General features: G+C 38.2%; 20 protein-coding genes. 11 read left to right on the top strand and 9 right to left on the bottom strand.

Features of this window, described 5'->3' with window-relative positions; translation table 11 throughout:
* Positions 1-397 precede the first annotated feature (397 nt).
* The 3 genes from DYI81_RS11420 (at position 398) to DYI81_RS11430 (ending at position 3,905) form a co-directional block, all read left to right on the top strand.
* On the top strand, positions 398-2,560 hold the full coding sequence (locus DYI81_RS11420; RefSeq protein ID WP_117007577.1) for a malate synthase G: 2,163 nt from the start codon (positions 398-400) through the stop codon (positions 2,558-2,560).
* A gap of 82 nt (positions 2,561-2,642) precedes the next feature.
* Positions 2,643-3,125, top strand: a complete 483-nt coding sequence (locus DYI81_RS11425) for a hypothetical protein (protein WP_106985784.1) — start codon at positions 2,643-2,645, stop codon at positions 3,123-3,125.
* A gap of 120 nt (positions 3,126-3,245) precedes the next feature.
* Entirely contained in the window at positions 3,246-3,905 is a 660-nt protein-coding gene (locus DYI81_RS11430; RefSeq protein ID WP_117007578.1) for an SOS response-associated peptidase family protein, read from the top strand.
* Positions 3,906-3,930: 25 nt separating this feature from the next.
* Here the strand turns inward: DYI81_RS11430 and DYI81_RS11435 are convergent, their stop codons facing one another.
* On the bottom strand, positions 3,931-4,395 hold the full coding sequence (locus tag DYI81_RS11435) for a MarR family winged helix-turn-helix transcriptional regulator (RefSeq protein WP_106985782.1): 465 nt from the start codon (positions 4,393-4,395) through the stop codon (positions 3,931-3,933).
* 770 nt (positions 4,396-5,165) lie between these two features.
* On the opposite strand from DYI81_RS11435, the gene DYI81_RS11440 reads away from it, so the two are divergent.
* Positions 5,166-6,686 (top strand): TerC family protein, encoded by a 1,521-nt coding sequence (locus tag DYI81_RS11440; protein ID WP_106986763.1) that lies wholly within the window; start codon positions 5,166-5,168, stop codon positions 6,684-6,686.
* Between the two features lie 286 nt (positions 6,687-6,972).
* Positions 6,973-7,704 (top strand): hypothetical protein, encoded by a 732-nt coding sequence (locus tag DYI81_RS11445; RefSeq protein ID WP_117007579.1) that lies wholly within the window; start codon positions 6,973-6,975, stop codon positions 7,702-7,704.
* Positions 7,705-7,780: 76 nt separating this feature from the next.
* On the opposite strand, the gene thiM is transcribed toward DYI81_RS11445, so the two are convergent.
* The 3 genes from thiM to DYI81_RS11460 form a co-directional block, all read right to left on the bottom strand.
* Complete coding sequence (thiM, locus tag DYI81_RS11450; protein ID WP_117007580.1) at positions 7,781-8,650, bottom strand: hydroxyethylthiazole kinase; 870 nt, start codon at positions 8,648-8,650, stop codon at positions 7,781-7,783.
* Between the two features lie 13 nt (positions 8,651-8,663).
* The gene (locus tag DYI81_RS11455) at positions 8,664-9,821 is read right to left on the bottom strand and encodes a hypothetical protein (protein WP_117007581.1); all 1,158 of its coding nucleotides are present in this window, start codon (positions 9,819-9,821) and stop codon (positions 8,664-8,666) included.
* Positions 9,822-10,067: 246 nt separating this feature from the next.
* A complete protein-coding gene (locus tag DYI81_RS11460; protein WP_106984926.1) occupies positions 10,068-10,331 on the bottom strand; it encodes a hypothetical protein in 264 nt (87 codons plus the stop codon).
* 684 nt (positions 10,332-11,015) lie between these two features.
* On the opposite strand from DYI81_RS11460, the gene pepN reads away from it, so the two are divergent.
* From pepN to DYI81_RS11475, 3 genes are all read left to right on the top strand, one after another.
* Positions 11,016-13,625 (top strand): aminopeptidase N, encoded by a 2,610-nt coding sequence (pepN, locus tag DYI81_RS11465; RefSeq protein ID WP_117007582.1) that lies wholly within the window; start codon positions 11,016-11,018, stop codon positions 13,623-13,625.
* 327 nt (positions 13,626-13,952) lie between these two features.
* Entirely contained in the window at positions 13,953-14,159 is a 207-nt protein-coding gene (locus tag DYI81_RS11470; protein WP_106984924.1) for a hypothetical protein, read from the top strand.
* A gap of 124 nt (positions 14,160-14,283) precedes the next feature.
* Positions 14,284-14,733 (top strand): RDD family protein, encoded by a 450-nt coding sequence (locus tag DYI81_RS11475; RefSeq protein WP_106984923.1) that lies wholly within the window; start codon positions 14,284-14,286, stop codon positions 14,731-14,733.
* Positions 14,734-14,945: 212 nt separating this feature from the next.
* Here DYI81_RS11475 and DYI81_RS11480 read toward each other — a convergent pair whose 3' ends face one another.
* Both DYI81_RS11480 and DYI81_RS11485 read right to left on the bottom strand, forming a co-directional pair.
* Positions 14,946-15,392, bottom strand: coding sequence for a universal stress protein (locus DYI81_RS11480; protein ID WP_106984922.1), 447 nt, complete (start codon positions 15,390-15,392; stop codon positions 14,946-14,948).
* Between the two features lie 114 nt (positions 15,393-15,506).
* Complete coding sequence (locus DYI81_RS11485; RefSeq protein ID WP_117007583.1) at positions 15,507-15,950, bottom strand: universal stress protein; 444 nt, start codon at positions 15,948-15,950, stop codon at positions 15,507-15,509.
* A gap of 268 nt (positions 15,951-16,218) precedes the next feature.
* On the opposite strand from DYI81_RS11485, the gene DYI81_RS11490 reads away from it, so the two are divergent.
* From DYI81_RS11490 to DYI81_RS11500, 3 genes are all read left to right on the top strand, one after another.
* Positions 16,219-17,196 carry an alpha/beta hydrolase gene (locus tag DYI81_RS11490; RefSeq protein ID WP_117007610.1) on the top strand — a complete coding sequence of 326 codons (978 nt, stop codon included), beginning with the start codon at positions 16,219-16,221 and terminating at the stop codon, positions 17,194-17,196.
* A gap of 134 nt (positions 17,197-17,330) precedes the next feature.
* Entirely contained in the window at positions 17,331-17,675 is a 345-nt protein-coding gene (locus DYI81_RS11495; protein WP_117007584.1) for an SMR family transporter, read from the top strand.
* Positions 17,675-18,238, top strand: coding sequence for a TetR/AcrR family transcriptional regulator (locus DYI81_RS11500; RefSeq protein WP_117007585.1), 564 nt, complete (start codon positions 17,675-17,677; stop codon positions 18,236-18,238). The genes DYI81_RS11495 and DYI81_RS11500 overlap by 1 nt, the downstream gene beginning before the upstream one ends.
* Before the next feature lie 69 nt (positions 18,239-18,307).
* Here the strand turns inward: DYI81_RS11500 and leuE are convergent, their stop codons facing one another.
* From leuE to DYI81_RS11515, 3 genes are all read right to left on the bottom strand, one after another.
* Complete coding sequence (gene leuE, locus DYI81_RS11505) at positions 18,308-18,955, bottom strand: leucine efflux protein LeuE (RefSeq protein ID WP_117007586.1); 648 nt, start codon at positions 18,953-18,955, stop codon at positions 18,308-18,310.
* Between the two features lie 125 nt (positions 18,956-19,080).
* Complete coding sequence (gene tal, locus DYI81_RS11510) at positions 19,081-20,070, bottom strand: transaldolase (protein ID WP_117007587.1); 990 nt, start codon at positions 20,068-20,070, stop codon at positions 19,081-19,083.
* A gap of 89 nt (positions 20,071-20,159) precedes the next feature.
* Positions 20,160-21,050 carry a LysR family transcriptional regulator gene (locus DYI81_RS11515; RefSeq protein WP_117007588.1) on the bottom strand — a complete coding sequence of 297 codons (891 nt, stop codon included), beginning with the start codon at positions 21,048-21,050 and terminating at the stop codon, positions 20,160-20,162.
* Positions 21,051-21,115: the final 65 nt, after the last annotated feature.

Consider the following 21,115-nt stretch of genomic DNA (forward strand, 5'->3'; position numbering starts at 1 on the left):
TTCATTATTTGTGTAAAAGCCACGGATCGAACAAAGATGAAGAAGCGCCATTTATGGCGCTTTTTTTATTCAAAAGTGACTGTGTGTTTTATCGACATTTCGGCTTTTTCATGGCTTAATCAGCATTGAATATGACTAAATTAGTGCTATTTGTATATTTTTAAATCAAAAGTCTGCACTTAAGTCTAATTTCGGCATAACAAAAACTTTATACACTGTAAAAGAGCATTCAAGCTGATGATGTTGCATTGCCGATCAGATGTTTAAGCAAGAAAATGAGGGTATTTACTTGCTAAAAAATGATCACTATTTAGTAATGTGATAGTGCTATTCAGCTAAGTATAAATGGGTATACTGGAATCTCTTGTTATAAAAAGTAGCAATATCAGGAAAGACAATGACTGCACGTATTCAAAAAGGCAAGTTAGCGATTGCTAAAGAACTTTACGATTTCATCGAAAATGAAGCGCTTCCAGGTTCTGGTTTAGACAGCGATACATATTGGAAAAACTTCGAACAAGTCGTTGTCGATCTTAGCCCAAAGAACAAAGCACTACTGGCTAAGCGTGACGACCTTCAAGCTAAAATTGATGAATGGCACCGCAACAACAAATTTGAACTTGGAGCTTACAAAGCTTTCTTAACTGAAATTGGCTACTTATTACCAGAAGTAGAAGATTTCAACATCAGCACAGAAAATGTAGACGAAGAAATCGCATTATTGGCTGGTGCGCAATTGGTTGTACCTGTACGTAATGCTCGTTACTGCTTGAACGCAGCGAACGCTCGCTGGGGTTCTTTATACGACGCACTTTACGGCTTCGACGTGATCTCTGAAGATGGCGGCGCAGAAAAAGGCAAGGGCTATAACCCTGTACGTGGCGAAAAAGTAATTGCATTTGCTAAGAATTTCTTAAATGAAACTTTCCCACTTGCAACTGGCTCACATGCAGATGTAACAAAATACGCAGTTGAAGCTAAAAAATTAGTTGTAACCTTAAAAGATGGTTCTACAACGACTTTAGCAAAAGAAGCACAATTCGTTGGTTTTAATGGTGACGAAGCGGCGCCAACTGAAATCGTTTTGCTTAACAATGGTCTACATGTGATCGTTGAAGTTGATGCGACAAGCCCAATTGGTCAAGCAGACCCTGCTGGCGTAAAAGACCTTGTTCTTGAAGCTGCTGTAACAACGATTCAAGACTTGGAAGACTCTATCGCAGCAGTAGATGCTGAAGAGAAAGTTGAAGGCTACCGTAACTGGTTAGGCTTAATGAAAGGCACACTTTCAGAGTCTATTGAGAAGAACGGTAAAACGATTACACGTACACTTAATAAAGACCGTACGCATAAAAACTTAATTGGCGGTGAAACTAAACTTCATGGCCGTTCATTAATGCTTCTTCGTAACGTTGGTCATTTAATGACAAACCCTGCGATCCTTGTAGATGGCGCTGAAATCTACGAAGGCATTATGGATGCGTTAATTACACCGTTATTGACGTTTGCAGATATTAAAGGCGAAAACGAAAACAAGAACTCTCGTAAAGGTTCTATGTACATCGTGAAGCCAAAAATGCATGGTCCAGAAGAAGTTGCATTTGCAGTTGAACTATTTGAACGTTCAGAGCAAGCGCTAGGCCTTCCAGCGAAGACTTTAAAAATCGGTATTATGGATGAAGAACGTCGTACATCTGTAAACTTGAAGAACTGTATCGCGCAAGCAAAAGATCGTACGATCTTCATTAACACAGGCTTCATGGACCGTACTGGCGATGAAATCCATACATTTATGGAAGCAGGCCCATTCGTTCGTAAAGGCGAAGTGAAGTCGCAAATTTGGTTCCCAGCTTACGAAAACCGTAACGTAATGATCGGCCTTCAAGCAGGTCTACGCGGTAAAGCGCAAATTGGTAAAGGCATGTGGCCAAAACCAGATATGCTGCTTGATATGTACAAAACTAAGATTGAGCATCCAGAAGCTGGCGCAAGCTGTGCATGGGTTCCGTCACCATCTGGCGCTGTAATTCACGCGATCCATTACCACCAATGCAATGTTTCAAACCGTCAGCAAGAGCTTCTCAAAACTGAAGCGCTTTCTTTAGATGACTTGTTAACACCGCCTTTAGCGACAGATACAAGCTGGTCTGAGGAAGACAAGATCAAAGAACTTGAAAACAATCTTCAAGGTATCTTGGGTTATGTAGTGCGTTGGGTAGACCTCGGTGTAGGTTGTTCTAAAGTTCCAGACATCAACAACGTTGGTTTAATGGAAGACCGTGCAACTTTACGTATTTCTTCTCAACACGTAGCGAACTGGTTACGTCACGGTATCGTAACGAAAGCGCAAGTTGAAGAAGTTATGCAACGTATGGCGAAAATCGTAGACGAACAAAATGCGAATGACCCTGCGTACACTGCAATGGCACCAGGTTTTGACGGTTTTGCTTACCAAGCTGCTTATGACTTGGTATTCAAAGGCGCAGAGCAACCATCAGGTTATACAGAACCACTACTTCATGCTTACCGCTTGAAGTTAAAAGGTTATACAGGTGACTAATCGTCAGACTGTTTGACTAAAAAAGCCTCTTCGGAGGCTTTTTTCATGTATAAATAGAAATAAATAGAGGAACTTATTTTATATGTATTTTTGGAATGTAAAACAGCTCATACACGATTTAAAAACTCATCAGGTTAAGCAAAGTCAATTTAAAAACTATTATATCGCGAGCAGTATTTTAATATTAGTTTCATTCTTTTTTGTGGCCATTACGCCTGAGCAACCTGTACGATTAAATTTAGCAACCTTTGTGGTGAATCTGGGGCTATTGATTAGTTGGACCAATGCGATATTTAAGGCCAATGGTGGGGAACAAGGGCAACAATTTTTAAATCGCTTTTTTGCATTATATTTGCCGATTGTGCTCAAAACTTTAGTCATTTTTGTAGTTGCTGTGATTTTGATTGAATTGATTTGGACAAATTATTCTGAAGGATGGAGTGAGCCAGAATTAGAAAAAATTAATGAATACAAAGATGTGGCAATTGATCCTATTTTTTCGTGCGTCGTGTATTGGCGGATCTATCGTGCTATGTTGAAAATTCAAGAACCTTTAGAAAATTAATAAAAAATGATGCATACACATCGCAATGTAAAGAAATAGTAGCTTGATGGATTTTAGTCAGAATGCACAAGCTTATGTGAATCTATTATTATATTAATAAGTTTTTTTAGTCTAGAAACTATGTGTGCTAATTTTAAACCGCTGACGTTGGAGCAATTACACAGATTGCACTTACCTGAAATTCCATTTGAGTATGTGGCGGAAGTATATCCAAATTACGATTTACCACTCTTATTTAATGCTCAACAAGGTTTAGAGTGGCGTAAAGTGGGTTTTGGTATGGTACCTAAATGGGCAGAAGATAAATCAATTGCATTAAAAACCTATAATGCACGTAATGAAACTTTGCTACAAAAAGCCAGTTTTATCAATGCAATTTCTAAATGCAAGTTTGGTGTTATACCCGTTGCAGAGTTTTATGAATCAAAATATATCGATAATAAACCCCAGCGTTGGGGTGTGCGTCGTAAAGACGGGCAGGCATTTTATATTGCTGCGCTCTATGATATTTGTCAGCAAGGTTCTGAAGTTATACGGTCAAGTACAATGATCACAATGAATGCCATAGACCATCCTATGATGAAGGACTTTCATGAGCCTGGTGATGTAAAGCGTTCAGTTATAGTTATACCGCATGCACGTTTAGAAGAGTGGTTAAACTGGAAATCGCCGAATATCCAGAGTTTTGTGGAAGGCTTTCCAGTAGAAGAATTTGAATGTTCACACGTACCCAAAATAAAAGTCGAAAAAATTAGTCCCCAACTAAATTTTTTCGACTGATATTTGAGAATGTAGTGAGATATATTTAACGAGACAAGTTCTTAAATATATGACGTAGGCTTTCCATGGTTTTTTCAATTTGAAGGGGAGTAAGGCCTTCGAATGATTGCTCCAATACAATATTGGTTAAATCATTAATCTTTTGCGTCATTAGATTGCCTTTTTCAGTGAGTACAACGCGCGTAATACGTGCATCATCTTCACATGAATAAGTGTCTACTAATCCTTCATCTTTTAAGCGATAGACAATCTTGGTTGTGGTGGACATTTTAGACACCACCATTTCAGATAAATCCGATACGCTTGCATGTGGCTTAGACTTCAATGCAAGGAGAATACGTCGACGTGAGTTATCAACACCATACTTCTTAAGTGCATGATCTACATTAAGAACATATTGTGCATGAACCTGAGTTACCCAATAATATGGGAAATTTTCTAAGTTGAAGTCGTCAGTCGTTGGTAAAAATTTAGAATACTTTTTCGTCATGAAATGCCCCAAGTCAAATTTTTTGTAATTTTATTTAATCTGTCGTTATTCTAAGTAAAAAGTGTGTTCAATATCAATAGATATTTTTAGAATTCACAACAAGTAAAAGAAATTTAATCATTTGATTATAGTTAAATGATTTTTCAAATGATAGATGCACCAGAATATTCGGATAAATGGCTTTAAGTTTAACTGTTAAATCAGTTTTTTACTGTCCGTCATCTATAACAAATATTGATTTTATAATATATAGGTCATGAATAGTGTCAGAGTGATAGTTGGTTTCTAAGTAACTGTATATTTTAAATATTAGTATTAATCTTTGTTTTATTGGTTGAATACAAAGTTTTGTAGTATGTGTATATATGTGTTTGGATGATTTAATTTAAGTATTTATTTGAAAAATATTTTACATATATAAAATTGGATTTTTATAACGGTTGATATAAATAAATATGAATAAATTAAATGTTTTATTGAGCTTGTAATAAATTATTAAGGTATTAAATTTTTCAATTTAAAGTCCAGTTTAGCCCAGCATACTTAATTTAGTTGTTTACACTACAGTAACTGAACACATATAAAGTAAGTTTTTACTCTGCGTGAAATTTGAGCTTTAACTCAAAAAAATTACAAAAAAATCATTACAAAATCTTAAGTTTGTGCATAATAAATTTATCTATAGTAACAAAGGCTTCAAATATGGATCCGTCGCCGTGCGCAGATCTGCTTAGTACCTACCAAACTCAATACTGCGGAGTAAATAACTAATGGAATTTTTTATGGATCCTGGGTTATGGGTTGGTTTAATTACATTAATCATTTTAGAAATTGTATTAGGTATTGATAACCTAGTCTTTATTGCCATTTTGGCAGAAAAACTTCCTCCTTCACAACGTGATAAAGCACGTGTACTTGGTTTAACGCTCGCATTGTTCATGCGTTTAGGCTTGTTGTTTGCTATTTCTTGGTTAGTCACCCTGACTGAACCTCTCATTAATATATTTGATCATCCTTTTTCTGGGCGAGACCTTATCCTGTTGGGTGGTGGTTTATTCCTTGTGTATAAAGCGGTTTCTGAATTACACGAAAAAATTGAAGGTAAGCCAGAAGTCAAAGTGTCGAATAATGTAGTCTATGCGAGCTTTGCTGCAGTTGTCGCGCAAATTGTCGTGTTAGATGCAGTGTTCTCTTTAGACTCTGTAATTACTGCTATTGGTATGGTGGATGATATCCGCATTATGATGGCAGCAATGATTGTCGCTATGGCAGTCATGTTATTGGCATCTAAACCTTTAACTGCATTTGTGAACCGTCATCAAACGGTGGTGATTTTGTGTTTGAGCTTCTTACTATTAATTGGTATCAGCTTAATTGCAGAAGGATTTGGTTTCCATATTCCTAAAGGTTATATCTATTCGGGTATTGGCGTAGCCATTGCGATTGAAGCTTTTAACCAATTTGGTCAACGTAATGTTGCCAAACATGCATCTAAAATTCCTTTGCGTCATCGGACTGCAGACTCCATTTTAAAATTAATGGGTGGTCGTGTTGAAACTACGGATGATCGTGTTGTCTTACAAGCACAAGAAGCATTTGCTGATGAAGAGCGTTATATGATTGGTGGGGTTTTAACCCTAGCAGAACGTTCAGTTGCATCAATTATGACACCGCGTAGCCAAATTTCGTGGGTCGATCTTGATGACACAGCAGAGCAAATTCGTGAAAAGGTTTTATCGGTACCACATAGTTTATTTCCTGTGTGTCGAGGTAGTTTAGATAAAGTCATTAGTGTGGTGCGCGCCAAGGATTTATTGGATGTACTCGATGACGAAACGGAACTCAAAGCTTTAATTAAACGCCACCGCCCAATTTATATTTTCGAAAAAATGAAAGTGATTGATGCGATTAATACCTTGAGAACTTCAAAAGGTTCTTTGGTGATGGTGAGTGATGAGTTTGGTAATGTGCAAGGTTTAGTTTCTCCACTGGACGTCTTTGAAGCAATCGCAGGGGAATTCCCTGATGCAGACGAGCAACTTGATTTAGTTAAATTAGATGAACACACATGGCGTGCTTCGGGCTTGCTAGATGTTTATCAGTTAGAACTTGAATTGGGCATGTTGGACTTGGTTGAAGAAGATGCAGGCTACATTAGTGTGTCTGGTTTAATTCTAGACAAGATGCAGGGTGTGGTCGATATTGGCACACAGCTTGAATATCAGGGCGTTGTATTTGAAGTCACTGAGATGGATGAAAATCGCATTAAAACGGTTCTAATACGTCATTAAACACGCTTCACATACTTATTTAAAAAGCTGGTAGTTATCTACCAGCTTTTTTTATAGGGCTTGAATGAAGATTTTTGTTATACGCTTAGGTATGATTTAGTTTTTTGTTCAATATGTACAGGGTAGATTGTCTATTGTATAAATAGCCCAAAAGTTCTGGATATTAGGTCATTGTTTTATGCGTGAAAGTTATTATGCTTAAGACAAATAGACTCATTAGAGTCATATATATTTTAAATTAAAAAAATATTTTTTATTATAAAGTTAAATGCAGTGAGTGCATCTTATGAAAATCACAGAACGAGTGACTGATTTTGTGCAGCTCTCTGTAGAGCAAAAGCATTTGTTTTTTCAACAAATTTGGGCATTTGATCAGCAAATTTTTCCACACACTGAAATTGAAAACTTATATCAATTTGTATATGACTTAGATGCCGTTTCAGTTCAAGTGGTTCAGTATTTTCACAAAAACATTTTGGTTGGGCAAAATATTATTGCCATTTTAAAATTAAAATTAGATCACCAGCCTATTTTTGTGGTGATGTCACGTGCTGGATTTTTAGCTCAGTATCGTCGTCGCAATTTATCTTTACGTTCTGCAATTCGAGTTGCATTTCATCATCGCTTACGTCATCCCAGTGTTCCATTATGGTTTGTCACTACGCTTATGCAACCTAAAGTCTATTCTCTATTTGCTTCGCGCTCGGTAAACTTTTATCCGCGTAATGGACGAAAAATGAGTTCAGATCATTTGAGAGTACTAAAAATGGTGATGTCGCGTAAATCACAAGTTGAGAAACGTGATGATGAGGTATTTACACATTATTGTGATATTCCAAAAATTACGCCTGAGCAATTGATTCGACTGCGTAATAAACAGGACACGCATCATCAATTTTTTATGCAACATGTGCCTGATTATTTTGATGGGATGGGCATGATGTGTGTATGTCAGTTAGATTTAAAAACCATTGTGGAAACGACGTTTAACCTAGCGATTGGGCGTAAGGTGCGTTAAGCATACTGGCTGGGTATGCTTATGCACGATTAAAAACCAAGTCGTTGATACATATTGCTTGGGTATTAAGCCTCACTTATAAGGCTGTTATGTATAGGTCTTGATATTGATGCAGGCTATCTGCATCTAAGCAATGTAGTTCATCTAAAAATGCAACATTAAAACTTCCAACCGTATTGGCACGTTCATAGGCTTTTTTACCTGCAATTGCAAAATGTATATGTGCGGCCACAGTGCCTACCGTAGCGTTACTGACTGCACAATAGGCAGCTGTTAATGCACCTAATGCGCAGCCTGATGCTGTAATTTTCGGTTGTAGGAAAGAACCGCCTTTAACTTGAATAACTGCATTCAGTTCTTTAGATAAAATATAATCTGACTCACCTGAAATGGCGATGCAACTTGCATATTCGAGTAATGATGTCGCTTGTAAATAAGCTTCAGCGCTGTCTAAGGTACTGTCTACACCTTTGGATTCGACTTGATTACCTGCAAGTGCACTAATTTCAGAAGCATTGCCACGAATCACAGTTGGTGCATATTGAATCAGCTGATTGGTCATTTCTGAGCGCCAAGGCAGAGCAGGTCCATAACCAACTGGGTCAAGTACCCAAGGCTTTGCCATGTGTTGTGCCGTTTGTGTCGCAATTTGCATGGCTTGCATCTGCTCAGAAGTGGGCATGCCTAAATTTATATTTAAAGCACCCGCAATTCGTACAAAACTTTCTGCCTCGAAAGGGTTATCAATCATAGCTGGCGATGCGCCTGCAGCCAAAAGCACATTTGCAACATAATTATTGGCAACCCCATTGGTAATAATATGTACCAAAGGCTGTTGGGTTTGTAATTGTGTCCATGCTTCACAGACTTGCTCCATTAAGGGAGCGCTGAGGTCGCTTAAATGTTCAGTCGTGTTTAAGGGAAGCAAGGTTTCGAGTTGGTTCATGGGCTGATTGTCCCTAACGCGTGAAATAGTGATCTTGATGTTTACAATTGCGACAGAAAAGCGTGACATAATCAGAGGCATCGTAATCGACAGAGAGTTCTTCAGAGCCACAGTGGATGCAACGTTTGTTGGAATGGAAACTCAAACGCGCTTCAATTTTTTTCCAAGAACGCCATACTGGCTGGAAAAAAATCCGTTCGTCATAGCCCAAAAAGCGGTAAAACAAAATTTGGCTCATTTTGCTCAATGGCATTTGGGGTGGGCGTGGCAGGGTGCTGGTTTCCCATTTTTCTGTCAGGCTACGCTCTCGATATTGCTGTAAGGTTTTTTTTAATAAGTTGGTATTAATAAAGTTTTCGTTACGCGCTTGCAGTGCATTTTTTTGATACAAGTATTCTAAGGCCGTTTGGATTAGGTAATAAATTTGTCCAATTGCTAGCCCATCCATTAATTGATAACAAAATGCACGGAAGGTTTTATTGCCCGCAATTTGGATTCCCCACGAGCGACAATAAAACTGCATAAATTGAATAATTTCTTGATACAAAACCGTGTAAAGAGCATCTTTCACTTCTTCGGCATTTTTAAATGGCACACCCATAGAGAGGTTTTCATAAAACCACAACCGTAATTGGTGCGTAATGCTAAATAGGCTTGGTTCTGAGTAGCCATCTAAGCGAATATTCAGGTAATACTGCTGTGCTTGGGCAGTAAAGTCTTTGCAGATTAATACTTGCTCTTTTACTAGATATTTAATAATTGAGTTCTGAAAGAGATAATTTGGCGTTATTGGGTAATATTTTATTTGATCCCAATCGATAAACTCGTGATGTGTTGTATGTTCTTGCACAAGGTCATCTAAAAGCGCTAATAAAAACAGCCTTTGCATAAAGCTCAATTGACTGAGTTCATATTCATGCTGATCTTTTTGACGTAGCTTACGTTGCTCCTGTAATCGGGATTCCGCCATCAGCTTTTTACGCTGTGCTAAGCATTTTTCACAGTGGCATGTGCGTTGTTGCTCTGGAAATATTTGGTGCTGACAGTGACTACATTCAAAATAATTGATTTCTTGATCGTATTGTTCGGCTTCCGTCCAAAACATTGCAGCATGGCAAAGTGGGCACGTTGTGCTCGCATCCAGCTGTTTTTGTAGAACGTTTAAAGTCATAACCTAAGTCATCAAATCAAAGAGAAAGTGAATTGATTATACACCGTTGTCATTCGGTGCTAAGGGTTAAATTTAAGCGCCTATAAAGGATGAATCCTGTATAAAGCGTCGTATAAAGTCAGCTTTACACAGGGTATGCGTGGTTTAAGCGTACTAAGGTCATAGCATTGGATGTCCTTTAGCACTTTTCATATCTTGGCAATCCTTTATCTCCTGGTCAGTTAGTAGAAACTGCTGTAACTGTTTTTAGTAAGCTGCAGGGCATGGTAATGATTCATCTTCCTCACCGAGTTGTTTTGCATCAATCAATGCTTGGACTTTCTTTGTAGGGATTTTTTTGCCTCCTAAATGCTCATAGCTATTTAATATTGCGCTAACCTCATAGGTTTGTAGGGGAATACCTTCGCAGCTCATAAACATAGCAATCACTTTGTGATCAATATTTGCTGCATCCAGTGCTTGTAGTGCTTTTACGTTTTCTACGCGTACAATGTGATCTTTTAAATACATGGTGCACCTCTTTTTTGTTTTCAGTAAATTTTATTGTGAACTTTGTTCAGCTAGATAAAAGCAATAACTGTGCACAAAATGTACGAATTGGGCAATTTAGCGTGAATTAATTTTAATTATGTTGCTAAGTTGTTTAAAAATAAAAACTATTTATTGGCTGATACTTTAAAATTCAACATTTTAAAGCTTTGGAATTTATAGGATTGAGTTTAAATGCTGGCTGAACCTCAGTAGCTTTGTTATCTAGATGCACCATGAAAAGAATAAAATGATGTGGCTTGGTGCATGTACGGTGTTGCCATGAGCTTGCTTCAATCAGAGTAAATTTTGCCTAAAATTAGATACTAGATTTGCATGAAATTTGACCTGGATAACGTGTGTATTTTCCTAAAGTTTTAGTGAATTTGTTATTTAGGTGTATGTTCGCTGATAAAACTTAATTAGCGTGCTTAAGAGCTGTTGCGCTTACAATTGTATTGTGAGCTTGGTTTTTAATCTGCGCAAATATACAGCGGGCATCATAAATATTCAGCGAAAGCAATTGAAATGAGTGCGCTTTATTCCCATATACATTACAAATGAAATGCACAGACAGCTAGAAAAACTTATCGTATGATCTAATGCATTGCCCATTTTAAGAATCGTCAGCTGTCTAGACGTTTAAATAAAGGATTAGGACTCTATATGAATATTGCAGCACATCCAGTAGTTGAAGCAGACCAAACTGTTTATTTAAAAGATTATCAAAAGCCGTCTTTCCTTGTAGATTCTATTCAGCTAGATATTCAAGTCTTTGATGACAAAACGCATGTTTACGCCAAACTCGATATGCAACGCCAAACGGTAGGCGATCTTGTTCTTTTAGGCCGAGACTTGCAACTACAATCCATCAAAGTGAATGGTCAAGTTTTAGCAGAAAATGAATATCAACTTGACACAGAACAACTGTCAATTGCGAATGCACCTGAACATGCTGTAATTGAAACGCATGTCATTATTCATCCAGAATCGAATACACAACTTGAAGGTTTATATTTGGCGGGCGGTGATTTATTCGTTACGCAAAATGAGCCAGAAGGTTTCCGTAAAATTACTTTTTACCCAGACCGTCCAGATGTGTTGTCGGTATTTACCACACGCGTAGAGGCAGATAAAAAATTCCCTGTGCTTTTAGCCAATGGTAACTTGATTGAAGCCGGTGAGGCGGGTGAAGGTCGTCACTATACGGTATGGCAAGACCCAACTAAAAAACCTGCTTATTTATTTGCCTGTGTCATTGGTGATTTAGCTGTATTAAAAGACTCATACGTCACTTCTGAAGGGCGTAATGTTGCCTTAGAAATTTATGCAGAAGAAAAAGATATCGCGAAATGTCATATTGCGATGGAAGCCTTAAAGCACTCTATGCGTTGGGATGAAGAACACTACGGTCGTCCTTATGACTTAGATAACTATATGATTGTCGCAACCAGCGCTTTCAATATGGGCGCAATGGAAAATAAAGGCCTGAATATTTTTAATACTTCATGTGTATTGGCAGATGAAGAATATACAACGGATGCTGCCATTATGCGTGTGCAGTCAGTAATTGCGCATGAGTACTTCCACAACTGGACAGGTAATCGAATTACTTGCCGTGACTGGTTTCAATTGTGCCTAAAAGAAGGCTTAACGGTGTTCCGTGACCAGTCTTTCTCTGAAGACCTACAATCAGCTGCGGTACAGCGTATTGATGATGTTGCTGTACTTAAAGCGCATCAATTCCCAGAAGATTCAGGCCCGTTGTCGCATCCGCCACGCCCTGACCATTTTGTTGAAATTAATAACTTCTATACGGCAACAGTCTATGAAAAAGGCGCTGAAATTAACCGCATGATGGCGACTTTGCTCGGCAAAGAAAAATTCCGTGCCGGTACAGATGAATACTTCAAGCGCCATGATGGCCAAGCAGTAACTGTCGAAGATTGGGTAGCTGCTTTAACTGCAGGTTCGGGTGTAGATTTATCAAGCTTCCTGATCTGGTATAACCAACCAGGTACACCAAAATTAGAAGCGCAGGGTGAATACGATGCAACTGCACAAACTTACCGTTTAAGCTTAAAGCAAAGCCTAAAAGCACATCCTAAATATCCAAATTTAAAAGCAGTGCCGATTCCTGTGGCGCTTGCACTCTTTAATAAAGCGTCTGGCGAGCAATTGGTGTTAAATTCTGATGCATTGTTTGAAAACGCCGTAAAAGATGGTGTGTATTTATTTGATCAAGATGAAGCTGTGATCGAATTTACAGGCGTAAAAGCACAACCTGTTGTTTCATTGCTACGTAGTTTCTCCGCGCCGGTAAATCTGGAATTCAACTATTCAGATGAAGAGCTTGCATTCCTTCTGCAGTATGAAACCAATGGCTTTAACCAATGGCAGGCGGCGCAGAGCCTGGTCGAAAACATTCTACTGAAAGATCATGATGCGCAAATTTATTTAGATGCGATCAGTTCGCCTAAGCTGCTGCCTCAATTGGTCTGCAAAGATCCGTTATTGGCTTCACGCTTGTTGGATGTTCCGGCTGAGGGCTATTTGGGCAGCCGTATTGATGAGAACTACAATCCAGCCATGATCCAAGAAAAGCGCAATGCTTTACTTACCGCTGTTGCGCTGTCATTTACTGGTTTTTGGAAAAATATTTATCAAACATTAGAAGCGCCTGCAGAGTTCAGTCAGGCAATGGGTGTGCGCGCGCTGAAAAATATCGCTTTGAATATGATGGCGCGTCAGGGAGATGAGTCAGTATTTGATTTAGCCTTTGAACAGTTTAAAACCACGCAAAATATGTCTGAACGTTTAGGCGCTTTAAAAGTGCTGGTTTGGAATGATGCGCCGCAAGCCAAAGAAGCATTGGCGGATTTCTATGCACGCTTTAAAGGTGAAGCGCTGTCGATGGATCAATGGTTCATGGTGCAGGCAGCGCATCCGAAAGCGACAGCTGAATCTATTCAGGCATTAACGCAGCATCCGGATTATGATTTGAAAGTGCCGAACCGTATCCGCGCAGTATCTGGCGGCTTGAATGCCAATCCTGTAAATACATGGAGCTTTGGCGTGCAGCATTTTATTGGGCTTGCGAAGTACCTTGATGAGAAAAACCCAATTGTCGGTTCACGTTTATTGCAAGCGTTGTCACGTTGGTACACTTTGGCAGAACCACAGCGCTCGGTGGTAAAAGCGGAATTGGAGGCTTTAAAACCTCAAGTAAAATCTAAAAACGTATCAGAAACTCTGAACAGTATGTTAAGCGTATAGTGCGAAAGGGTTGGCTTAAAGCCGGATGTTCGCATCCGGTTTTTTTATGTCTATTGTGTATATAAAGTTAATTTAAAAATAAATTTAAACTTATGAAATAAAAAAACATCCTGTAAAAATGATGTTTTTTTAAATGAGGTATATTGAATAATTCATTGTTTTAATAATGCTAAATTATTAAATTTATGTGAAAAGTGTTATGTATTTCACGTTTTAGGAGTACAATTATTTAAATACATTACATTTTATAGTGTCTGACTGTAATAAATGTATCAAGTGAAAGAGTTGATGAGACTCAGTTAGTGTGAGCGAAATTTTGAGGCTGTTATGTTAGTTAAAGTTGAAGATGGCTTTTATTTAAATACCCAACATATTATTGCAGTGCGAATTTCTAAGAGTCAAAGTGGCGGTTTTACCGTTGCAACAGAGTACACCCCAAACAGCGTGCAAAAAAATGCAGTATTCGAAAAGCATTTTGATACTGGCTTAGAGGCAGAAGTATTTTTGCAACATTTGCATAAAGCTATGAGTTAATTCAAATTTCAAGTGATATTAAAAATCCTTCAATAGAAGGATTTTTTTATACAAAATTACAATTTAGTCTGTAAATAGACTGCTTTATAGTAAGTGAATAAAACAAAAAACAAGGATAATTCACATGCTTCAGGAACCTTCTCAATATGCAGGATTTTGGATCCGTACAGGCGCGTGTATTATCGATTCCTTTATTTTATTGATTATCATGTTGTTTCTTCTTTTTTGGTTTTACCAAGGGGATTGGGATTTAATTTTAGATACGGGACGTTCTGAGCAATTATCCGTATTATGGTTTGATGTCACGATTAATTATATTTTACCTTTTATTTTAACTTTATTGGTCTGGCACATTTGGTCGGCATCGCCTGGGAAAATTCTTTTGGGGCTTAAAATTGTAGATGCCACCACAGGTGACAAAATAAAACCCTTACAATCGTTGATACGTTATTTGGGCTATTTCCCTTCATCCTTGGTATTTGGGTTGGGTTTAATTTGGGTTGCATTTGATCAAAAGAAACAAGGTTGGCATGACAAAATGGCCAATACCGTTGTTATTAAAAGCAATGAATAAATTGTAGTTTGGTCAAAAAATGAATAAAACTTTGATTGAAATGAATCGCAATAAATTAATCTGCGGGATAGGATTATTGTAAGTCACTAGATTCTAAAAAAGCATTTTCTACATTGGCACGAGTAAAGCTTTAAATTTTATGCTGTTATTGAGATGTAAAAAGCCCAATCGAAAAGGATTGGGCTTTTTTTAATTATATTTTTTGCTTGAATTTAGACTTTGACAATTAGTACAGGAATTGGTGATTGGGTCAGAACATTTTGAGCCACACTGCCGAGCATAACTTTTTGAATACCTCTGCGACCATGAGACCCCATAATAATTAAGTCTGCATTGACTTCATCAGCCACTTGAATAATACCTTGTGAAGGAGATACCCCATGAATAAGTTTGATATTCACACTGAGGCCATCACGAACAAAAGATTGTTTTACATCTTCTAGGCGCTCTTTGGCATTCTTTTCTGCTTGCATAAAGTAGTCCGTAATTGCAGGGGCAACTTTATAAAAATCGACACCAACAAAGGGATCAATTGCAATCACGCTCATGATAGTAACTTGACTTTTTAAGTCTTGTGCCAAGCTTAAGGCTTGTTCTACAGCAGCATAAGCCATAGGGGATTCATCTAAAGCAACAAGAATGTGTGAATATGCGCTCATGTTAGACTCCTTAAGTCATCACATTATTATGGTGATGCATTCATAAAAAAACGTGTGATTTTTGTGTTGTTGTAAATCGCTTAAAACGGTGACTCATTGGGATCGTAGTGAGTTTTAAGATTTTACAATCAGTACAGGTAATTCAGTATTACTTAATACATCTTGTGCGAAACTACCGAGCAGGATTTTTTGGAAGCCTTTACGGCCATGTGAACCCATTACAATCAGATCGGCTTTGTATTGTTCGGCAGTTGCCACTACGCCTTCGGCAGAAACAAGACCTTTTACCACTTCTGTTGATGCATCTACACCAAGATCTTTTGCAATTTGCGCTGCTTCTAGCAATGCTTTTTCGGCATTTTCATAGGCTTGAACAAAGTAATCACGCATGATGGCAGCAGAGTAATAGAAGTCTGCATCAGTAAATGGATCTTCTGTAACTAAGCTAATCAGTGTTAATTTGCTATTAAAAGCAGCAGCGAGTTGAGCTGCTTTTTTAACTGCAGAAAGTGAAATTTGTGAACCATCTACAGGGACTAAAATTTGTTGATAAGCCATGAGAAAAACTCCAATATTTATCTTTGCCAGTGTATTATTTATACATAGCATATTGTGTGTGAAGGTTCAATTTTAAATAGAAAATAATATTTGAATTCATATAATTAAGTTTTTTAAATGCCAATTGATTGGCAAATAATTCACAGTAAAAAGCTCAGCTTTTGACTAGATTGTTTTGGTTAGTCATTCAAATTAATTATTCTCTAATTAAAGGTATAATTTGTGTTTGGTATTATTTGCTGTGAGCGGAATCATGCATAAAACAGGGATGATAATTTTAAGTATTTTGTTGATGTTACAGTTGTCTGCATGTCAATCTACAAAGTCCAATAGCCGTGTAATTGCAGGTGTATTTAATGCATCGACTCAAATTCAAAAAAAATTCATTGATCGACACGCACCTCAACATATCAAGGTATATAACAATATTCCTTATATGCAAACACCAGAGCTTGGGCTTGATTTATATCAGTCTGCTCATGTAGCGCAATTAGCACCACGCCCCGTCATTGTGTGGATACATGGTGGTGGTTGGATTTCTGGCGATAAAGAACATGCCCGTGGCTATTTTAAACGTCTTGCAGATGCTGGTTATAACGTGGTGTCTGTACAATATCAATTTGCACCTGAAGCAATTTATCCCACACAGTTACATCAAATAAACCAAGCGATTGCTTATATTCAAAAGCATGCGACTCAATACCATTTAAATGCACAACAGATCTTTTTAGCTGGAGACTCGGCTGGGGCTAATATGGCCAGCCACTATGCCAGTTTTGTGAGTAATCCTGGATATGCACAATCGCAAAACTTTCAACCCGTTTTAGAACAAGCAGATTTAAAAGGTCTGATTTTGCATTGTGGCATTTATGATTTAAGTGCATTTGTACAAACAGCCCCAGAAGAAATTAAATTATTAGAATGGGGGATTGTCAATTTAGTACAATCTTATACAGGGGATCGAATGCAGGATGTTGATTTCTTAGCCAGTATTTCACCACGTCAGCATTTGAGCGCAGCGTATCCGCCTGTCTTTATCAGCGGGGGAAATAAGGACTTTTTAACCCAAAGCCAATCCATGCCATTTGTGCAAAGTTTAAAACAGGTTAATGTTCCCGTAACTGAAGTTTTTTACCCAGAGAGCAAAGAATTATTGGTTCATGAATATCAATTTATGATGGGTAAAAAAGCAAGCCAACAAACTTTGCAAAAAACCTTTGAATTTTTAGCGCAATATGCGCCCTAAGATCATATAAAAACTGCATTCAAGTAGCATCGATACACAAAGTAGTGATTCACAGATACACGTATGGGCTTGCATTCTTTTTATAAAACTATAACATACCGACCATGCGGTATGTTTTGGTGAGTGTAAATACAATGAATCCGATTTATATGGCTTATGCCATGCTGGCCTTAGCCATTATTACTGAGGTCACAGGTTCTACTTTTTTGGTAAAATCTGAAGGCTTTACAAAATTTTGGCCATCGATAGCTGTTGTTGTGCTGTTTTGTATTGCATTTTATTTACTGTCACAAGTAATTAAGGTTATTCCATTGGGCATTGCTTATGCCATTTGGGCGGGTGTGGGTATTATTTTAACTGCAGCAGTGGGCTATTTTATTTTTAAACAAAATTTGGACTTGCCTGCAATGCTGGGTATCGCACTGATTGTTTCAGGCGTATTGGTGATTAACTTATTTTCAAATTCAACGGGGCATTAATGGATAATCCTTACAAGCGGAAAAAAGAACCTGAGCGAGTCCGACAACGTATTTTAGATGTGGCGATTCAGTTGACCGCAGATAAAGGTTTATCTGGTGTGTCTTTGCAGGCTGTTGCTGATTTATCCGGTGTAACGAAAGGTGGTTTACTCCACCATTTTCCGAATAAACCCGCTTTAATTCATGGGGTTGTTAGTACTGTGTTGCAAAGATTCGATCAGGCTTTTGAGGAATATATGGCGCGAGACCCTGAGCCTTATGGCCGCTTTACCCGTGCTTTTATTCATTTTACCTTACAGCGTGATGCGCAAGAAATTGGCAGTTTATGGACAGCGATTTCTATGGTCATGCTGACGGATCAGGCGTTTAATGCACAGTGGATTGAATGGTTAAATGGGCGTTTGGTTTTACATGCAGAGACAGACAGTGGCATTGAGTTGCAACTTTTACGCTGTGCGGCTGACGGTCTTTGGCTGACTATGTTTACAGGGGTAGATGATCCAGATGAAACACAGCGTTTAGAGTTGGAGATGATGCGCCGTACTTACCGCAATGCGCCATAATTTCAGTTAGGGACAAATAATTATTGTCGTTAAAAGATCCCTAATTCATCTTAAGTATGGTTTTAGTGTTTAGAGTGATGAAAATGCCAATTTCAGCCCAAAACCGCAAAATAAAATGCCGACACTGGCAACACAGCTGGCAGTTAAGCGTTTACGTGCAGTAAAGTAAGACGCCAATTTTGCGCCTGAAAAAATTAAAATAGTTAAATAGCTCATGCCAATGATTTGCAGCACGATAGCTAACATGGTGAATGTTAAAGCAGGGTACGGGTAATTGGGATCTGCAAACTGTACGAAAAAAGACAGATAAAACAAAATTGCTTTGGGATTTAAAACGCTGATGGTAAGCGCAGTTTGGAAGGGCTTTAATGACGAAAGATCTTCTTTTTGCTGTACAGCTTGAGGTGCATCGGAAGTGCGCCAAGTGTCATAGGCAGCCTTTAAAAGCTTAATGCCTAAGTAGCTTAGATATGCAGCGCCCACAATTTTTAATAAAATAAACAGCCAAGGAAATGCATGCAGTAAAGATGCTGCACCTAAAGCCGTTAAAATAATCAGAATTAAATCGCCACTATAAACACCAAAAGCACCTTTATAGCCAGCGCGAATACCGTAGCGTGAAGCGATGGTCATTACATAGATGGAATTTGGACCCGGAAGTAACACAATCAATGTTGTGCCAATAATAAAGGTCGTTAAGTCTGTAATGCCAAACACGTGATTTTGCCAATAAAAAACTGATGCCGTCAGTATAACAACATCAGTTTTAGAGTGGACAAGATATGTAGATAAATTAGAAAATTCACCTGATTTATAAAAGCTTCTATGCGTAAAGCAGAGAATTAAGCTTTAATTTCTTGTGATTCACCAAAAGCTTGGCGTAACAACTGACTCAGCTGTTCGCGTGCTTTAATAAATCCATCAATACCACCTTGCAGTAATTGGAATGACATTAAGTCTTTTTCCAGCTGTGCTTTAAATCCAGTTTCTGTGAGCGGACTGATTGGGTGTTCAGTGTGTGGATGTGTATGATCTGCAGAAAGTTGCGCTTCTACCGTACGTTGATCTTGCGCTAATGCATCTAATAGGTTCGGAGAGACGGTCAGTAAATCACATCCAGCTAAGCCTAGCACTTGATCGACGCTACGGAAGCTTGCCCCCATAATTTCAGTGCGGATGCCATGCTGTTTATAGTAGTGGTAGATTTGTTTTACAGACAATACGCCAGGATCTTTTTCAATCGGATAGCTGTCCACATTTTCTGCTTTTTTGTACCAGTCTAAAATACGACCTACAAAAGGCGAAATGAGCGTAACCTTTGCATCTGCACAGGCTTGAGCTTGGTGTAAGCCGAATAACAGCGTCAGGTTGCAGTGAATACCTTCAGCCTCTAATACTTTGGCTGCTTGTATGCCTTCCCATGTAGATGCAATTTTAATCAAAATACGGTTTTGGTCTACACCGTACTGTGCATAAAGTGCCAACAACTCTTTAGCTTTTGAAATTGTAGCTTCAGTGTCATAAGACAGCGCTGCATCAACTTCTGTTGATACGCGACCTTCGACCAGCTTTAAAATTTCCGCGCCAAATTTTACCGTTAAAATATCAATAGTACGCTCAATCAAAGCATCATGCTGTAAACCTTCTTGCTGTGCCTGCAGATAAGCGGCCTCAATTAAAGCCATATTTTCAGGTTGGTTTGCGGCCGCAGTAATTAAAGAAGGATTAGTTGTTGCATCCAGTGGACGGAATTTTTCAATCGCAGTTAAGTCACTGCTGTCTGCAACGATCGTTGTTAAATTTTTTAATTGAGTTAAAGCTGTATGTGTCATTTAAATCTAGTTCTTAAAGTTATTGCCCTTGATTTAGTTATATCATAAAGACTGTACAGCAAAAGTGCCTGTGGCTATTTTTAAGACATTTAAACGGTGTTTTTACGCAGTTTTTTTACATAATCTATTAAAAAACGCGCAGCCGTGCCCTGAAGGCTTTCTCGATTCCATACCAAATCTACAAAATAATCAAACTTTGGGGTGAAATCTGAAAAGTTTAAAACTTTAAGTTGTTTTTTCAGAAATGGATTTTCATCCAGCATTTCGACAGGTAAAACTCCCCAGCCAAGGTTTTGTAAAATCATGGCACAGGCTGAGTGATGGTTGTCTGTACGCCAGTAATTTTTTGAAAATAAGAGTTCAGGCCGAATATTGCGGTCACGACTGGCAACGACAATTTGTCTACTTTGTAAAATTTGTTCAAAACTTTGCTGTGTAAATTGTGCAAGGGCGTAGTTCTTCGCTGCCACAGGAATCAAAGCTTGTTGTTTAAGTTCAATGAACTGCTCATTGCTTTCAAGCTGTTCACGTTCAAACATCAATGCAAATTGTGCCGTGCCATTGATCAGCATTTTTTGTGCATCTTCTTGGGGGGCTGTAAAGATATTAATTTGCAGTGTGGGAAATTGGGCTTCCAGTGCAGCAATATAATCCGTCCAGCGGGTATGCAGTAGCTCAGATACGACAACAATATTCAATTCAGATTCAAGTCCCGTGCTGAGCGACCGTGCAAGCTGTTTCCATTGATTCATTTCGATGAGTAGCTGTTCAGCTTTTTCATATAATATTTTTGCATGTGAAGTAGGGACTGGCTCACGGCCAATACGTTCAAACAGCTGCAGATTTAAATCAATTTCTAAGTTGGCAATGGACATGCTGACAGCAGAAGGTACTTTTCCTAAAGCCCGCGCAGCGGCAGAAAAAGAACCTGTTTCCATGACTTTTTTAAAAATAATCAATTGTTCTTGGTTCAGATTCATAGGAATCTCTTGTGAAGCTAAATTTACGTTAATCTATCAAATAAATTGAAAGAAGCTAACTCGAT

Origin of the sequence: Acinetobacter sp. SWAC5 (assembly GCF_003419885.1) — a bacterium.
GTDB lineage: Bacteria > Pseudomonadota > Gammaproteobacteria > Pseudomonadales > Moraxellaceae > Acinetobacter > Acinetobacter cumulans.

Bases quoted from the DNA above. Each gene is read 5' to 3' on its own strand.
- pepN (WP_117007582.1), top strand. From the start codon at position 11,016: ATGAATATTGCAGCACATCCAGTAGTTGAAGCAGACCAAACTGTTTAT.
- DYI81_RS11500 (WP_117007585.1), top strand. From the start codon at position 17,675: ATGGATAATCCTTACAAGCGGAAAAAAGAACCTGAGCGAGTCCGACAA.
- tal (WP_117007587.1), bottom strand. From the start codon at position 20,070: ATGACACATACAGCTTTAACTCAATTAAAAAATTTAACAACGATCGTT.
- DYI81_RS11435 (WP_106985782.1), bottom strand. From the start codon at position 4,395: ATGACGAAAAAGTATTCTAAATTTTTACCAACGACTGACGACTTCAAC.
- DYI81_RS11420 (WP_117007577.1), top strand. From the start codon at position 398: ATGACTGCACGTATTCAAAAAGGCAAGTTAGCGATTGCTAAAGAACTT.
- DYI81_RS11460 (WP_106984926.1), bottom strand. From the start codon at position 10,331: ATGTATTTAAAAGATCACATTGTACGCGTAGAAAACGTAAAAGCACTA.
- DYI81_RS11485 (WP_117007583.1), bottom strand. From the start codon at position 15,950: ATGGCTTATCAACAAATTTTAGTCCCTGTAGATGGTTCACAAATTTCA.
- DYI81_RS11490 (WP_117007610.1), top strand. From the start codon at position 16,219: ATGATAATTTTAAGTATTTTGTTGATGTTACAGTTGTCTGCATGTCAA.
- DYI81_RS11495 (WP_117007584.1), top strand. From the start codon at position 17,331: ATGAATCCGATTTATATGGCTTATGCCATGCTGGCCTTAGCCATTATT.
- DYI81_RS11475 (WP_106984923.1), top strand. From the start codon at position 14,284: ATGCTTCAGGAACCTTCTCAATATGCAGGATTTTGGATCCGTACAGGC.
- DYI81_RS11425 (WP_106985784.1), top strand. From the start codon at position 2,643: ATGTATTTTTGGAATGTAAAACAGCTCATACACGATTTAAAAACTCAT.
- DYI81_RS11445 (WP_117007579.1), top strand. From the start codon at position 6,973: ATGAAAATCACAGAACGAGTGACTGATTTTGTGCAGCTCTCTGTAGAG.
- DYI81_RS11455 (WP_117007581.1), bottom strand. From the start codon at position 9,821: ATGACTTTAAACGTTCTACAAAAACAGCTGGATGCGAGCACAACGTGC.
- DYI81_RS11470 (WP_106984924.1), top strand. From the start codon at position 13,953: ATGTTAGTTAAAGTTGAAGATGGCTTTTATTTAAATACCCAACATATT.
- DYI81_RS11515 (WP_117007588.1), bottom strand. From the start codon at position 21,050: ATGAATCTGAACCAAGAACAATTGATTATTTTTAAAAAAGTCATGGAA.
- DYI81_RS11480 (WP_106984922.1), bottom strand. From the start codon at position 15,392: ATGAGCGCATATTCACACATTCTTGTTGCTTTAGATGAATCCCCTATG.
- DYI81_RS11440 (WP_106986763.1), top strand. From the start codon at position 5,166: ATGGAATTTTTTATGGATCCTGGGTTATGGGTTGGTTTAATTACATTA.
- DYI81_RS11430 (WP_117007578.1), top strand. From the start codon at position 3,246: ATGTGTGCTAATTTTAAACCGCTGACGTTGGAGCAATTACACAGATTG.
- thiM (WP_117007580.1), bottom strand. From the start codon at position 8,650: ATGAACCAACTCGAAACCTTGCTTCCCTTAAACACGACTGAACATTTA.